Annotated in this window: 12 protein-coding genes; 5 read left to right on the plus strand and 7 right to left on the minus strand. The window is 58.9% G+C overall.

The window, feature by feature from the left end; genetic code table 11:
- Positions 1-13 precede the first annotated feature (13 nt).
- From ftsH to folD, 4 genes are all read left to right on the plus strand, one after another.
- Positions 14-1,924, plus strand: a complete 1,911-nt coding sequence (gene ftsH, locus ACYBHZ_RS10070) for an ATP-dependent zinc metalloprotease FtsH (RefSeq protein ID WP_460274142.1) — start codon at positions 14-16, stop codon at positions 1,922-1,924.
- A gap of 69 nt (positions 1,925-1,993) precedes the next feature.
- Positions 1,994-2,767, plus strand: a complete 774-nt coding sequence (locus ACYBHZ_RS10075; RefSeq protein WP_460274143.1) for a methyltransferase domain-containing protein — start codon at positions 1,994-1,996, stop codon at positions 2,765-2,767.
- 69 nt (positions 2,768-2,836) lie between these two features.
- A complete protein-coding gene (locus ACYBHZ_RS10080; protein WP_460274144.1) occupies positions 2,837-3,178 on the plus strand; it encodes a chorismate mutase in 342 nt (113 codons plus the stop codon).
- 3 nt (positions 3,179-3,181) lie between these two features.
- Positions 3,182-4,099 carry a bifunctional methylenetetrahydrofolate dehydrogenase/methenyltetrahydrofolate cyclohydrolase FolD gene (gene folD, locus ACYBHZ_RS10085; RefSeq protein WP_460274145.1) on the plus strand — a complete coding sequence of 306 codons (918 nt, stop codon included), beginning with the start codon at positions 3,182-3,184 and terminating at the stop codon, positions 4,097-4,099.
- A 204-nt stretch (positions 4,100-4,303) separates the two neighbouring features.
- Here the strand turns inward: folD and ACYBHZ_RS10090 are convergent, their stop codons facing one another.
- Positions 4,304-5,620: an ATPase gene (locus tag ACYBHZ_RS10090; RefSeq protein WP_460274146.1), complete on the minus strand. Its 1,317-nt coding sequence runs from the start codon at positions 5,618-5,620 to the stop codon at positions 4,304-4,306.
- 172 nt (positions 5,621-5,792) lie between these two features.
- Between ACYBHZ_RS10090 and ACYBHZ_RS10095 the strand changes: the two genes are divergently transcribed.
- The gene (locus ACYBHZ_RS10095; RefSeq protein ID WP_460274147.1) at positions 5,793-7,427 is read left to right on the plus strand and encodes a hypothetical protein; all 1,635 of its coding nucleotides are present in this window, start codon (positions 5,793-5,795) and stop codon (positions 7,425-7,427) included.
- Between the two features lie 7 nt (positions 7,428-7,434).
- Here ACYBHZ_RS10095 and ACYBHZ_RS10100 read toward each other — a convergent pair whose 3' ends face one another.
- The 6 genes from ACYBHZ_RS10100 to ACYBHZ_RS10125 form a co-directional block, all read right to left on the minus strand.
- Positions 7,435-7,926: an A24 family peptidase gene (locus ACYBHZ_RS10100; protein ID WP_460274148.1), complete on the minus strand. Its 492-nt coding sequence runs from the start codon at positions 7,924-7,926 to the stop codon at positions 7,435-7,437.
- Between the two features lie 8 nt (positions 7,927-7,934).
- Positions 7,935-8,795, minus strand: coding sequence for a tetratricopeptide repeat protein (locus ACYBHZ_RS10105; protein ID WP_460274149.1), 861 nt, complete (start codon positions 8,793-8,795; stop codon positions 7,935-7,937).
- Between the two features lie 120 nt (positions 8,796-8,915).
- A complete protein-coding gene (locus ACYBHZ_RS10110; protein ID WP_460274150.1) occupies positions 8,916-9,491 on the minus strand; it encodes a tetratricopeptide repeat protein in 576 nt (191 codons plus the stop codon).
- 49 nt (positions 9,492-9,540) lie between these two features.
- Positions 9,541-10,521: a type II secretion system F family protein gene (locus tag ACYBHZ_RS10115; RefSeq protein ID WP_460274151.1), complete on the minus strand. Its 981-nt coding sequence runs from the start codon at positions 10,519-10,521 to the stop codon at positions 9,541-9,543.
- A gap of 15 nt (positions 10,522-10,536) precedes the next feature.
- Positions 10,537-11,508 carry a type II secretion system F family protein gene (locus ACYBHZ_RS10120; RefSeq protein WP_460274152.1) on the minus strand — a complete coding sequence of 324 codons (972 nt, stop codon included), beginning with the start codon at positions 11,506-11,508 and terminating at the stop codon, positions 10,537-10,539.
- Between the two features lie 12 nt (positions 11,509-11,520).
- On the minus strand, positions 11,521-12,987 hold the full coding sequence (locus ACYBHZ_RS10125) for a CpaF family protein (protein WP_460274153.1): 1,467 nt from the start codon (positions 12,985-12,987) through the stop codon (positions 11,521-11,523).
- Positions 12,988-12,996 lie beyond the last annotated feature (9 nt).

A 12,996-nucleotide genomic window follows, 5' to 3' on the forward strand; every position in this document is an offset into this window, starting at 1 on the left:
GAGGAGATCCCCTTTGGGCAATGCACGCAATCTCGCCTTCTGGCTCGTGCTCTTGATGCTGGTTCTGGCCCTGTTTCAGGTGCTGGGCGGCAATCAATCGAGCATGTCGTCGGAAGTCGTTCCCTATTCCGAATTCATGACGAAAGTGGACGATGGCTCGGTCACTTCTGTCAAAGTCGATGGGGAAAAGGTCTACTTTACCGGCGCAGACAGCCGTCAGAAATATACCATCAACCCGGGTGATCAGAACCTCGTGTCCGAGCTTCTGGCCAAGGACGTGAACGTCGAAGGCAAACCGCAGGAAGAAAGCGGCATCATGCCCTTCATCCTGTCCTTCCTGCCGATCTTCCTGATCATCGGTGTCTGGATCTATTTCATGAACCGGATGCAGGGCGGCGGCAAAGGCGGCGCGATGGGCTTTGGCAAATCCAAAGCGAAAATGCTGACGGAAAAGCAGGGCCGTGTGACCTTTGACGATGTCGCGGGCATCGATGAGGCCAAGGAAGAGCTTGAAGAAATCGTTGAATTCCTGCGCAACCCGCAGAAATTCTCGGCCCTCGGCGGTAAAATCCCGAAAGGCGCTTTGCTTGTTGGTCCTCCGGGCACCGGTAAAACGCTTCTGGCGCGCGCCATTGCGGGCGAGGCGGGCGTGCCGTTCTTCACCATCTCGGGTTCTGACTTCGTTGAGATGTTCGTCGGTGTCGGTGCCTCCCGCGTGCGCGACATGTTCGAGCAGGCGAAAAAGAACGCGCCCTGTATCGTCTTCATCGACGAGATCGACGCTGTGGGTCGCCACCGTGGCGCGGGCTATGGCGGCGGCAACGATGAGCGCGAACAGACGCTCAACCAGTTGCTCGTCGAGATGGACGGTTTTGAAGCGAATGAAGGCGTGATCATTATCGCTGCGACCAACCGTCGTGACGTGCTTGATCCGGCGCTTCTGCGCCCCGGTCGTTTCGACCGCCAGATCACCGTGCCGAACCCGGATATCAAAGGCCGTGAGAAAATCCTCAACGTCCACGCCCGCAAAGTGCCGCTCGGTCCCGATGTGGACCTGCGCATCATCGCGCGCGGGACGCCGGGCTTCTCGGGTGCCGATCTGGCCAACCTCGTCAATGAGGCCGCGCTTATGGCGGCCCGTGTCGGCCGTCGTCAGGTGACGATGGAAGATTTCGAACAGGCCAAGGACAAGGTGATGATGGGCGCGGAACGCCGCTCCATGGTGCTCACCGACGACCAGAAAGAGAAGACCGCCTATCACGAAGCCGGTCACGCCATCGTCGGTCTGAAACTGCCGAAATGCGATCCGGTTTATAAAGCCACGATCATCCCGCGCGGCGGTGCCCTCGGTATGGTGATGAGCCTGCCGGAGATGGACAAGCTGCAGATGTTCAAGGACGAGGCGCATCAGCGCATCGCCATGACCATGGCGGGCAAGGCGGCCGAGATCTTCAAATACGGCCCCGACGAAGTGTCCTCCGGTCCGGTCGGCGACATTCAGCAAGCGTCGCAACTCGCGCGCGCCATGGTGATGCGCTACGGCATGTCCGACAAGGTCGGCAACGTCGATTACGCTGAAGCTGCCGAAGGTTATCAGGGCAACACCACGGGTCTTTCCGTGTCCGCCCACACCAAGGAACTGATCGAAGAAGAGGTGAAAAGCTTTATCGATCAGGGCTATGCCGAAGCGTATCGGATCATCACCGAGTATGAAGAAGAGTGGGAGCGTCTGGCTCAGGGTCTTCTGGAATATGAAACCCTCACCGGCGAGGAGATCAAACGCGTGATCGCCGGTCTGCCGCCGCAAGCGGGAGAGGATGAGGGCGGTTCCGGCGGTTCGGGCGAGGCCTCTGTGACGGCCATTCCGAAAACCGCGAAAAAGCCGAAAGGCGATGGCGGGATGGAACCCGAACCCATGGCCTGAGGCCCGAAAGCCTGATAGAGAGAAACCGCGCCCCTTACCGGGCGCGTTTTTTGCTTTGAGGAGAGCCACATGAGTGATTGGAGCCCCAGAAAATACGCGCAATATGCCGACCTGCGTTTGCGTCCGGCGCGTGAACTTCTGAACGCCGTTGGTGCGTTGCCGGAGGGAGCGATTGCCGATCTGGGCTGTGGCTCTGGCGGTGTGGCCCCGGAATTTGCCGAGCGCTATCCCGAGCGTGCGCTGCATGGCATTGAACAGTCCCCGTCGATGCGCGCGGCGGCCTTGGACTGCGGCTATTACGAGACGGTTATCGAGGGCGATATCGCAACGCTCGATCCGGGCGACGGGTTTGCTATGATCTTCACCAATGCGGCGATGAACTGGGTGCCTGATCACCGGGCGGTCCTGCCGCGTTTGATGGAACATCTCGCCCCGAAGGGCTGGTTCGCGATGCAGGTGCCTTATCAACACGAGGCCCCGTCGCATGTGCTGGCTCGCGAAGTGGCGCATCGCCTCGATCCGGAGGCTTTCCCGGAAACCGATGCCAATTCCAACGTCCTGACGCCGCGCAGCTATGTGAATATTCTGGAGCCCTTCGGTGAGGTCCGGGTCTGGCGCACGGAGTATATGCAGGAGATCAAGACTCCCTTCGGTCATCCCGTGCGCCATTTTACACAGGCCACCTATCTGCGCCCCTACATGGATCATTTCGAAGAGAAAGGCCGGTTGGACGAATTCCTCGCGGCCTATGATCTCGACCTAGAGGCGGCCTATCCGATCGACCGTCAGGGCCGGGCGTGGTTCCCGTTCCAGCGGCTCTTCGTGGTGCTGCAGAAAAGCTGAGAGACATTGCGCCCGAGGTTCCCTCCGCCGGGCGCTCATGTTACATGGCGAAAAAATGGGAGACCGCCGATGTCAGACATGCCGCTCAAAGACCCTGCCGAGATCGAGACCATGGCTGAGCTGCGTGTACAGATCGATCGTCTCGACACCGCGCTGATTGATCTCTTGGCGCTGCGGCAGGCGCATGTGGACCGCGCCGCCCAGATCAAGACCAAGGAAGGCCTGCCGGCCCGCATCCCGTCGCGGGTGAACGAGGTTCTGGACAATATCGAAGTGGAAGCGTTGCGTGCGGGGTTTGAACCGCTGCTCGCGCGTCAGATGTGGGCGATGATGGTCGAAGACATGATCGTGCGCGAGGAACGTGTGCTGGGCCCTGATGCGGTCGAGGACGACGCAGAGGACAAGGAGTAAGACATGACGGCAACTCTGATCGACGGCAAGGCTTTCGCGGCCAGCGTCCGTGAGAAGGTCGCGACCCATGTGGCGCGGATCAAGGAAGCGCAGGGCGTAACGCCCGGACTGGCGGTTGTGCTGGTCGGGGATGATCCGGCGTCCGAGGTCTATGTGCGCTCCAAAGGCAAACAGACCGTCGAAGTCGGCATGAACTCTTACGAGCATAAACTGCCCGCAGAGACTTCTGAGGCTGATCTTCTTGCACTTATCGAACAATTGAACGCGGACAAGGATGTGCACGGCATTCTCGTGCAACTGCCCTTGCCGAAGCATTTGAACGAGAGCCTCGTGATCAATGCAATCGATCCGGCGAAGGATGTGGACGGGTTCCATATCTCCAATGTCGGCCTTCTGGGGACCGGGCAGAAGTCCATGGTGCCCTGCACGCCGCTCGGTTGTCTGATGATGCTGCGTGATCAGCTTGGTGATCTCTCCGGCCTTGAGGCGGTGGTGATCGGACGCTCGAATATTGTCGGCAAACCGATGGCGCAGCTTTTGCTCGGCGACAGCTGCACGGTGACCATCGCGCACAGCCGCACGAAGGATTTGCCGGACGTGGTCAAGCGCGCGGATATCGTGGTGGCCGCCGTGGGCCGCCCGAATTTCGTCCAAGGCGACTGGGTCAAACCGGGTGCGACGATCATCGACGTGGGCATCAACCGTATTCCGGCGCCGGAAAAGGGCTACAAGGACGACGGAAGCGTGAAAACGCGGCTCGTGGGCGACGTGGATTTCGACGCGGCGAAAGAGGTGGCCGGGGCCATCACGCCGGTGCCGGGTGGGGTCGGTCCGATGACCATCGCCTGCCTGCTGGCGAACACGCTCACCGCCTGTTGCCGGGCGCATGGGTTTGCCGAACCTGAGGGGCTGACGGCGTAACGCTATAGTCAACGCATTGCGTTTCAGAGGCCCTTCGGGGCCTCTTTTGTTATGTGCTTTTGCGGTACTTCCACACGTTAAGGTTAATTTGATTAAGGTTAATGCGAGGGAGGGGCAGCCGAGGCCGACTGCGTTGGAGTAAAGCATGACAACGCCGCGCAGAGGCTCCTGCGCGGCGTTTGTTGTCCGTTGCGCAACCTGTGATTAGTGCGCGAATTCGCTTTCCTCGACGAACATGTTGGCCCAAGCACGGTCCACAAGTTCCGGGGTCATCTGATAGGGAATGTCCTCGAATTCGCAGATCGAAATCATCTGATCGATCAGGAAGGTTGGCTGATAGTTCGCATAGACACTGTCGATGGTCGGGTATTTTTCCTTGAGCAGGTAGACCAGTGCCGCTTCGTCCAACGGCATTTTCTTCTTGCGGGCGACCATGGCGAAAATCTTCAGGAAGCCTTCCTGATCTGGGCCGTCGATCTTGATCTTGTAGAAAATACGACGCAAAGCCGCGGTGTCAAAGATCGTGTTCGGGTGGAAGTTGGTCGAGAAGATGACGAGCGTGTCGAAGGGCACCTCGAATTTCTCACCCGATTGCAGGGCAAGAATATCCTTGCTCTCTTCCAGCGGAACGATCCAGCGGTTGACCAGTTTCTGCGGAGGCTCTTCCTGTCGGCCAAGGTCATCGACGATGAAAATCCCGCCGGTGGACTTGAGCTGCAACGGCGCCTGATAGGTCCGTGCGACCGGGTTGTAGACCAGATCGAGCATGTCGAGGGAGAGCTCACCGCCGGTCACGACAGAAGGGCGCTCACAGCGCACATAGCGGCGGTCAAACCGGTTTGCGGTCTTACGCAGCGCATTGGGGTCATCATCCAGATCCTCGCGCTTCACATGCATCAAAGGGTCATAGAGGGTGATCACGGAGCCATTGTACTCGATCGCGCGGGGCACGTAGATCAGATCGCCAAGCGCATCGCGAATGCCGTTGGAGATCGAGGATTTCCCGTTGCCCGGCGGGCCGTACATCAGGATCGAGCGACCGGCCCCGACCGCGGGTCCAAGCTGATCGAGGAGGAAGGGCGGCAAGATGAGGTGCCCCATCGCGCCGAGCAGAGCGTCTCGCGTCACCTTCATGTTGCGCACGGACTGGCGTTTGACCTGTTCGGCGTAGACGTCGAGCGGGATCGGCATGGCACCGTAATATTCCGACTGGCTGAGCGCATCCATGGCGCGGGCCTTGCCGGTATCCGAGAGGCGGAACCCCATTTCCGAGCCCGCGCCGGCGTGCATCGTCCCGGTGGCTTCGACGAGCGCCTGTTCGCGGGCGCGGTCGACGAGGTCTTGGGTGATCGACACCGGCAGGCAGAGCACTTCGGACAGGCGTGACACTTGTTCGAGGTTGGTGCGGAACATGGTTTTCAAGACGATGTCGCGCATCATCACCGGGGAAAGCCCCGTGTCCTCGGCGCGGCGGGGTGCGACAGGCGCGATCACGTTCGGTGTCGGATCCATCATGGTCATGGCTACTGCCCTCTGTTCTGGTCCCGGTATCGATCCGGGGCTGTTCTTTTGCTGCAAGTGTACGTAGGCAGCGGGGCAAAGCCAAGATTTTCACGCGCTTTCATTTGCCTGGGGCTTTGCATTGCGCAGTGTTTGGTCATAACCTTTCGCAAAAATGAACAGGGCAGGGCATATGAGTAGAATTTCCACGGGTAAATACGCGATTTTTCTTGCTGTTTTGATCCTTGTTCTCGGCGGTTTGGAGCTTGCCAAAGGCGGTCTTTACCTCGATCGGCACGAGGGCGATGCCGCACATATGATCGAGATTTTGCTGCGTATGGGGCTGGGGCAAGTGCCGCATCTGGATTTCTCGACTCCGATCGGGATTCTTGCCTTTTTGCCGATCCGATTTCTCATGAATTTGGGTTTCGGGGTGGGGCTGGCCTTTCTGGCTGCGCAGATCATGCTGGCCGTTCTCGCCCTCCCTCTGGTGATGCGCGTGGCGCTGTCGCGGCTGACCGGGCTGGCAGCCTGGGGGTTTGGTGTCGTGGCAATGGTGATGTTGCTGGGGCTCATTCACGGGGAAAGCACGACGGCCATCTCTGTGTCTATGTATTATAATCGCTGGGCCTGGGTGGCCGCCTTTATCGCAATTCTTTTGGCGGTTCTGCCGGAACGCGACGGGGCGCGTGCTCTGGTGTGGGACGGCGTGATTATTGGTGCAATGCTGGCGTTTCTGGCGCTGATCAAACCCACCTATTTCGTTGGGTTTGTTCTTCCGATCACGCTCGGGATCATTCTGCGCGGCGCTTGGCGGAGCCTGATTTCCGGGCTTGTGACGGGGCTGTTGATCGCAGTTTTTGTTGTGGCGATCTATGGGGTTGAGTTCTTTCCGGCCTATATTGCGGATCTTCTGTCCGTCACCGCATCCGAGAGCAGGGCTGCACCCGGCATGTCCTTAATCGAAGTGCTGAATGCGCCGCGTTTCCTGATTGCCAGTCTCACACTGGTTCTGTCGATCATCGTCCTACGACAAGCGGGACGCGACCGTGTGGGGTTGTTGCTTTTGTTGCTTGCCCCCGGATTTATCTATGTCACCTATCAGAATTTCGGGAATGATCCGCAGTGGCTTATCCTGTTGTGTCTGCTTCTTCTGGCAGAGCGCCCCGCGCGAGGACGGCGGGTGCTTTTCAATACAGAGGCCCGCAATGCCGTATCAGCCTTGGCGTTGGTCTCCTTTGCGCTTGTTGCGCCTTCTTTGCAAAATATTGCCACGAGTGCGTTTCGCAATTTCGCGGTGAATGTGGAGGAGTATGAGCCGCAATTTAAAGACCGGGCGGAGATGAGGGGTTTGTTCGTGCAGCCGAGGCGCATGCGTGTTGTTCTGGCGCGTGAGTCCTTTGTGGATCGTCATCCAGAGCTTGCGCCCTATGCATACGAGGATGAAGAGTTTGAGCCGGCCAGTTTCCTAGGAGAAACACTGCCCTACTGCCGATTGCTGGGGGGAGATCAAGCTGTAGACGCTTACACGGCAGATCGCTTAAAGGAGTCGCCGTTCAATTTCGGCGCCGATACCCAGTTTTTCGTCGCAGATGTTGTGTCCTCGGTCTGGATCTTTGGCGGGTTCGCGCCGCTCGAAGGGGGCACGCCATGGTATTATTCTGGGACGCCAGGTCTTGAGAATGCTGATGCGATCATCGTGCCGCTCTGTCCGATGAGCCCGGATGTGCAACGCGATATACTGGCAAAACTTGAGATGGCGGGGCTCACACTTGGGGCACCGCTGCGTGATCCTATGATGTTGGTCTATCCGGTCGTGAAGGATTGAGCGCGGCTTAGAGGTAGATCGCGAGGGCGAGATAGCTCACCATCGTCCCCGCAAGCGCTAGACCCATCGGGAATTTTCGGTGCTCCCAGGACACCCAATCGGGCGTCGCGCGCCGAACAGCGGGCAGGGCGCGTAGGGCGCGGTGGGTTAGGAAAGCGCCGATCAGGAAGGCCGCGAAGAGGGTGAGAACCGGTCCCGCATCGGCCAGAGGGATGAAAAGCGACATGGCGGCGGCAAACTTGCCGTCTCCGGCGCCAACGCCGAGATAGGCGAAGGCGAACATGCCGACGACATACATCACTGCACCATGCAGGAAGCCCCAAAGATATTGATCAAAAGGCAACAGGAACGGTCCCATGACCACGTAGATCGCGACCAGCGTCAAGACGACGGGGTTGGGCAGTTTCATCCGCTTCAGGTCATTGAAGGCGGCGATGAAAGACACCAGAGCGACGGGCAGCAGGAACCAGAGCGCGGCCTGAGAGGGCAGGGTGAGCATGGATCAGATCAGCCGTTCGAGACGTTGGCTTCCAGCGCGCGCAGCGAGCGCACGGCCGCTTCGAAATGCTGCGGATGGGTGTCGATGGCTTCCTTTATCAAGCCTTTACCGATGTTCACATCGCCCGCTTTCACGGCGGCGAGGCCCAGCGTGTAAAGCAGCTGGGCGCGCTCGGTCTGGGTCATCTCCATCACGGGCATATCGTATTTGCCCTGTGCGCCACGGGCCAGAACGAGGTTGTTCTTGGCGGTGAAGAGGCTCGGGTCGTAGGTGATGGCCTTGGCGAAGAGTTTCTCGGCTTCCGAGTAGTCGCCGCGGGTCAGCTTCGAATAGCCCCAGTTGTTCAACACGCCAGCGGGGCGGGTCGTGAGGCCGACGGCGGTCTGGTAGAAGCTATCGGCTTTCTTCCATTCCTGATGGCTGTCGGCGACCATGGCTTCAAGACGGTAGCGTTTGTAGGTCTCATGGGTCGGCGGCACGGCATCGAGCTGGGCTTCGGCCTCTTTCCAGTTGCCGGTCCGGATCAGCGCATCGGCATAATCGACGCGGTCATCCATTGTGGCCTCGCCATGAGTGGTGACTTTTTTCCACGCCGTGACAGCTGCATCGTTTTGCCCTGCACGGATCAGCGATTTCGCCAGCCCGCGTTGCAGATCGATGCGGTCCGGGTTCTCAGCGCTTGCCCGCGTGAAATAGTTTACGGATTCTGCCGGGTCGGCGGCGTTGAGCATCACATCGGAGAGGCCGGTGCCTTCGATCGCGTTGACGGTCAGATCGGCGCGCCGGACATCGCCGCCAAAGGGCTTTTGACAGGCCGTCAAGGCCACGGAGCCCGCCAGCGCGAGGGTGATCACATGAAGGTTACGCATGATGCCTGCTATCCTCTGTCTGCTCGGGCTCGGGCGTTATGCCTCTTTGTCCCTCGTATGCCTCAACTCAGTGTCTTCCTCGGTTTCGCCAATTGGCCCATTTTCGGGCTCTTGATCAGCTCAGCGTGCGAGGATCAAATATTCGCTCGTCCCGCTGCGCACCAAGGTAAAATTGCTCTCGTTTTCCCCACTATACGTGGGGTTTTCGAGTTTTGCGAGCGCCAAGCGCAGGTTTTCTCGAATTTCGGCAGATTGGCCACTGTCGAGGGCAAAGGCGGTACGGAAGACGCGTTCGGCCTCGCCGTATTTCCCCTGTTCCATCAGCACGACGCCAAGGTTGTTCCAGGCCGGAACGAAACTGTCATCCAGATCTGTCGCGCGCCGCAGATCGGTTTCGGCCTGTCCGAGACGGCCAAGTTTCAGTTTGGCCGACCCGATTGCGGACAGGGTATCGACGGTCATGCCCTGATGGGGCACGGCGCGGTAATAGGCTTTGAGCGCCAATTCATACTCCCCGGCGGACATCAGGCGATGACCAACGATCAACCCGTCTTGGGAATCTTCGGCAAGATCGATTCCGGGGGGCGGATAATCACCCGCATCCTTGATTGGTTTAAGCCGATCATCGGCGCAGGCGGTTAGGAGAAAGAGGAAAAGCGCGGCCCCGATGGGGCGGCGCGCATGATGTCGAGACATGGTGTCCCTTGCTGTTAACTGTTTTGCATTTCTGAGGCGCGGACCGGGATCAGAACTGGGCCTCAGAAAGCAGAACATAGATGTCATAAACCGAAGGTCCGATCAGAATGATCAAAAGCGGCGGCACGGTGAGCATCATTGTGGCAAGGGTCATCTTTGTAGGCAACTTGTTTGCGGCTTCTTCGGCGCGCATTACGCGTTTGTCACGCATTTCTGCGGCGTAAATCCGCAAGGCGTCGGCGATTGAGGTGCCGAATTGTTGCGATTGGATCAGCACGGTAACGAAAGAGGCGACATCGGGCACGCCGCAGCGCTCGGCCATGTCCCGCAGCACGATGGTCTTGTCCTTGCCGGCCTTGATTTCATAGGAGACGATTTCAAATTCATCCGCCAGAGCAGGGAAGCCAGAACGGATTTCCTTGGACACGCGGATGATGGCCTGATCGAGAGACTGACCAGCCTCGACGCAGACAAGCATCAAGTCGAGCGCGTCGGGAAAGCCGTTGGTGATCTCTTCCTTGCGGGTTTCGACGCGGCGGGTGACCCAGTATTTCGGGGCCATGTAACCGATACAGGCCGGAAGCAGGACGGTCAGGATCAAGGATTTCGGGGTCATGTCCTGTTGCGTGGATTTGAACATTGCAAACAAGACGCCGAAGGCCAGAGCGCCAAGGCCCATCGCGAATTGTGCGAAGTGGAACATGCGGACCGCGTTTTTGCCGCGATAGCCCGCCTGAATCATCTTCAGCTGGGCAGCGGAATATTCTTCTTCATCCTGCGGCTCAAGAAAGGCGGAATACTTTTCAAGCTTCGCGCCTTTCTTATCCTCATAGCGCAGTTTGGCCTTAGAGGTGCTGTTGACCTTTTTGTCCTGGTTGCTCTCTTTCAAGCGATCCATCGGATCTTGCTTCTTGTTCAGCAGCACAGGGAGGGCGAAGAGGATCAACACCACGCCGAGCGAGCCAATGAGGATCAGTGGGCCGAAAGGGCCAAGTTGATCGCCGAGAAGCGAAGCAAAGAGATTTTGCATGATATATGACCTCCCTCAGACCTTGATGTTCACAAGCGACTTCATCACGAAAATATTCGCCACCAGAAAGCCTGCAACGACGAGACAGGCGGGGATGAAGGCGGAGGTGTCTTTCACCGAGTCGTAATAGTCGGGTTTCATCAATGAGATCAGCAAAAGAGCAACGAGCGGGAACCCCGACAAGAACTTGCCGGACCATTGCGCCTCTGCGGTGATGGCTTTCACGCGGCGGAACAGTTTGAAGCGCGACCGGATCACCTTGGCGAGGCCGTCGAGCACTTCGGCGAGGTTACCACCGGATTGCTGTTGGATCGATACGGCGACCGCGAGGAAGCGTAAATCCTGCATGTCGAGACGTTCGGCCATGTCTTTCAGGGCTTCGCCCACATCGCGGCCATAGGCGCTTTCATCCGAGATTACGCCCATTTCTGTGCCCAGCGGGTCGGGCACTTCTTTGGAGACGATGGTGAGCGCGTTGGAGAAGGGGTGACCGACGCGAAGGCTACGCACCATGAGCTCTACGGCATCTGGCAGCTGTTCTTCGATCAGACCAAGACGCTTTTTGGCCTTGCCCTGAATCCAGACATAGACGGCCCCGACGCCCATAGCGACTGAGACCACAAGTCGGATTGGCAGAGAGGCGGCGGTGCCGACCGAAAGGCCAACGAAAGCCACCATGCTCAGAAGCGCCATCACCATGACGAGCTGGGTCGGTGAGAAGGCGATATTGGCTTTCTGCGCCTTTTCGGCCAGCACGGAATAGAGCGGCACCTGACGCGACTTGAGGTGTTGGCTCATCTCCTTGCGAAGCTGGTTGAGTACCTCTTCGCGGTCCCCTGAGCTTTTTTCGAGCAATTCGTAGCGTCGGTTGACGCGGGAGTTCAGCGAGATCGATTTGCCGAACACGGTCAGGTAGATGCCCTCGACGAGAAGCAGCACGGCAACAAAGATGATGCCATAAATGATCGGTTCCATAGAGATGATCATGAGGTGGGCTCCTTAGCGCGGGTTGGTCGGCTCGAACAGCGACGGCGGCAGGTCGTAGCCCCACATCCGGAAACGGTCCGAGAAGTGGCTTCGGACCCCGGTCGCAGTGAAATGACCGATAATCTTGTTGTCGGGCGTCAGGCCCGTGCGTTGGAAGCGGAACACTTCCTGCATCGAGATCACGTCGCCTTCCATGCCGGTGATCTCGGTGATGGAGACCATGCGGCGGGAGCCGTCTTGCAGACGCGAGGCCTGAACGATCAGGTTCACAGCCGAGGCGATCTGAGAACGCACCGCCTTCAGCGGCATCTCGATGCCGGCCATGGCGATCATGTTTTCCAGACGTGACACCCCATCGCGCGCGGAGTTGGCGTGGATTGTGGTCATCGACCCGTCGTGGCCGGTGTTCATGGCCTGCAACATGTCGATCACCTCTTCGCCACGGGTTTCCCCGACGATGATGCGGTCCGGACGCATACGAAGCGCGTTTCTGAGACAGTCGCGCTGGGTGACCGCGCCTTTGCCTTCGACGTTCGCTGGGCGGCTTTCCATCCGGCCCACGTGCGTCTGCTGGAGCTGAAGTTCGGCCGTATCCTCGATCGTCAGGATGCGTTCGGAGTTGTCGATGAAGCTTGAGAGCGCGTTGAGCGTTGTGGTCTTACCAGAGCCAGTACCGCCGGAGACGATGACGTTGAGGCGGGTGGATACGGCGGCTTGAAGATAGGCGGCCATTTCCTCGGTAAAGGCGCCGAACCGCACCAGATCGTCGATCCCGAGCTTGTCCTTTTTGAATTTACGGATGGAGACGAGCGAGCCGTCCACCGCGACGGGCGGGACCATAGCGTTGAAACGCGAGCCATCTTTGAGGCGGGCGTCAACGTAAGGGTTCGATTCATCGACGCGGCGGCCCACGGCGGACACGATCTTGTCGATGATCCGCAAAAGGTGCTTTTCGTCTTTGAAGGTGATGTCGGACAGTTCAAGTTTGCCCGCGCGTTCGATGAAGATCTGTTGCGGGCCGTTGACGAGAATATCGTTGACGGACTCGTCTTTCAGGAGCGGCTCCAGCGGGCCGAGGCCCCGCACCTCGTCATAGAGGTCCTGATTGAGCAGGATGCGTTCATCACGGTTCAGAACGAGACCTTGATCGGCCAGAAACTCTGCGGTGATGTCGGAAATCTCGGCACGTAGATCTTTTTCCTGCGCGGTTTCCAATGCGGCGAGGTTCAGGTCTTCGAGAAGCCGCTTGTGCATCTCCACCTTGATCTCGCCCAGACGTTCCTTGCGGCGGCGTTCCTTGTCCTGCGGCGTGACTTGCGCAGCTGCGCGGGGCGCGTGCGCTTTGGGCGTGACCGGTGGCGGGGCAACCTTTTCAGGTGCCGGGGACGGGGCAGGGGAGGCGGGCGTGCTTGCCGCAGGAGCCGCCGACTTGATCGGCTCTCCCTTTTGGCCTTCGGATTTTTTGTAACGCGAAAACATCGTTTGCTC

Source organism: Celeribacter sp. ULVN23_4, from assembly GCF_054788345.1.

What these genes read in the sequence shown, in the direction of transcription:
- ACYBHZ_RS10115 (WP_460274151.1), bottom strand. Translation starts at nt 10,521, where the DNA reads ATGCAAAATCTCTTTGCTTCGCTTCTCGGCGATCAACTTGGCCCTTTC.
- ACYBHZ_RS10080 (WP_460274144.1), top strand. Translation starts at nt 2,837, where the DNA reads ATGTCAGACATGCCGCTCAAAGACCCTGCCGAGATCGAGACCATGGCT.
- ACYBHZ_RS10125 (WP_460274153.1), bottom strand. Translation starts at nt 12,987, where the DNA reads ATGTTTTCGCGTTACAAAAAATCCGAAGGCCAAAAGGGAGAGCCGATC.
- ACYBHZ_RS10095 (WP_460274147.1), top strand. Translation starts at nt 5,793, where the DNA reads ATGAGTAGAATTTCCACGGGTAAATACGCGATTTTTCTTGCTGTTTTG.
- ACYBHZ_RS10100 (WP_460274148.1), bottom strand. Translation starts at nt 7,926, where the DNA reads ATGCTCACCCTGCCCTCTCAGGCCGCGCTCTGGTTCCTGCTGCCCGTC.
- folD (WP_460274145.1), top strand. Translation starts at nt 3,182, where the DNA reads ATGACGGCAACTCTGATCGACGGCAAGGCTTTCGCGGCCAGCGTCCGT.
- ACYBHZ_RS10110 (WP_460274150.1), bottom strand. Translation starts at nt 9,491, where the DNA reads ATGTCTCGACATCATGCGCGCCGCCCCATCGGGGCCGCGCTTTTCCTC.
- ACYBHZ_RS10075 (WP_460274143.1), top strand. Translation starts at nt 1,994, where the DNA reads ATGAGTGATTGGAGCCCCAGAAAATACGCGCAATATGCCGACCTGCGT.
- ACYBHZ_RS10120 (WP_460274152.1), bottom strand. Translation starts at nt 11,508, where the DNA reads ATGATCATCTCTATGGAACCGATCATTTATGGCATCATCTTTGTTGCC.
- ACYBHZ_RS10105 (WP_460274149.1), bottom strand. Translation starts at nt 8,795, where the DNA reads ATGCGTAACCTTCATGTGATCACCCTCGCGCTGGCGGGCTCCGTGGCC.
- ACYBHZ_RS10090 (WP_460274146.1), bottom strand. Translation starts at nt 5,620, where the DNA reads ATGACCATGATGGATCCGACACCGAACGTGATCGCGCCTGTCGCACCC.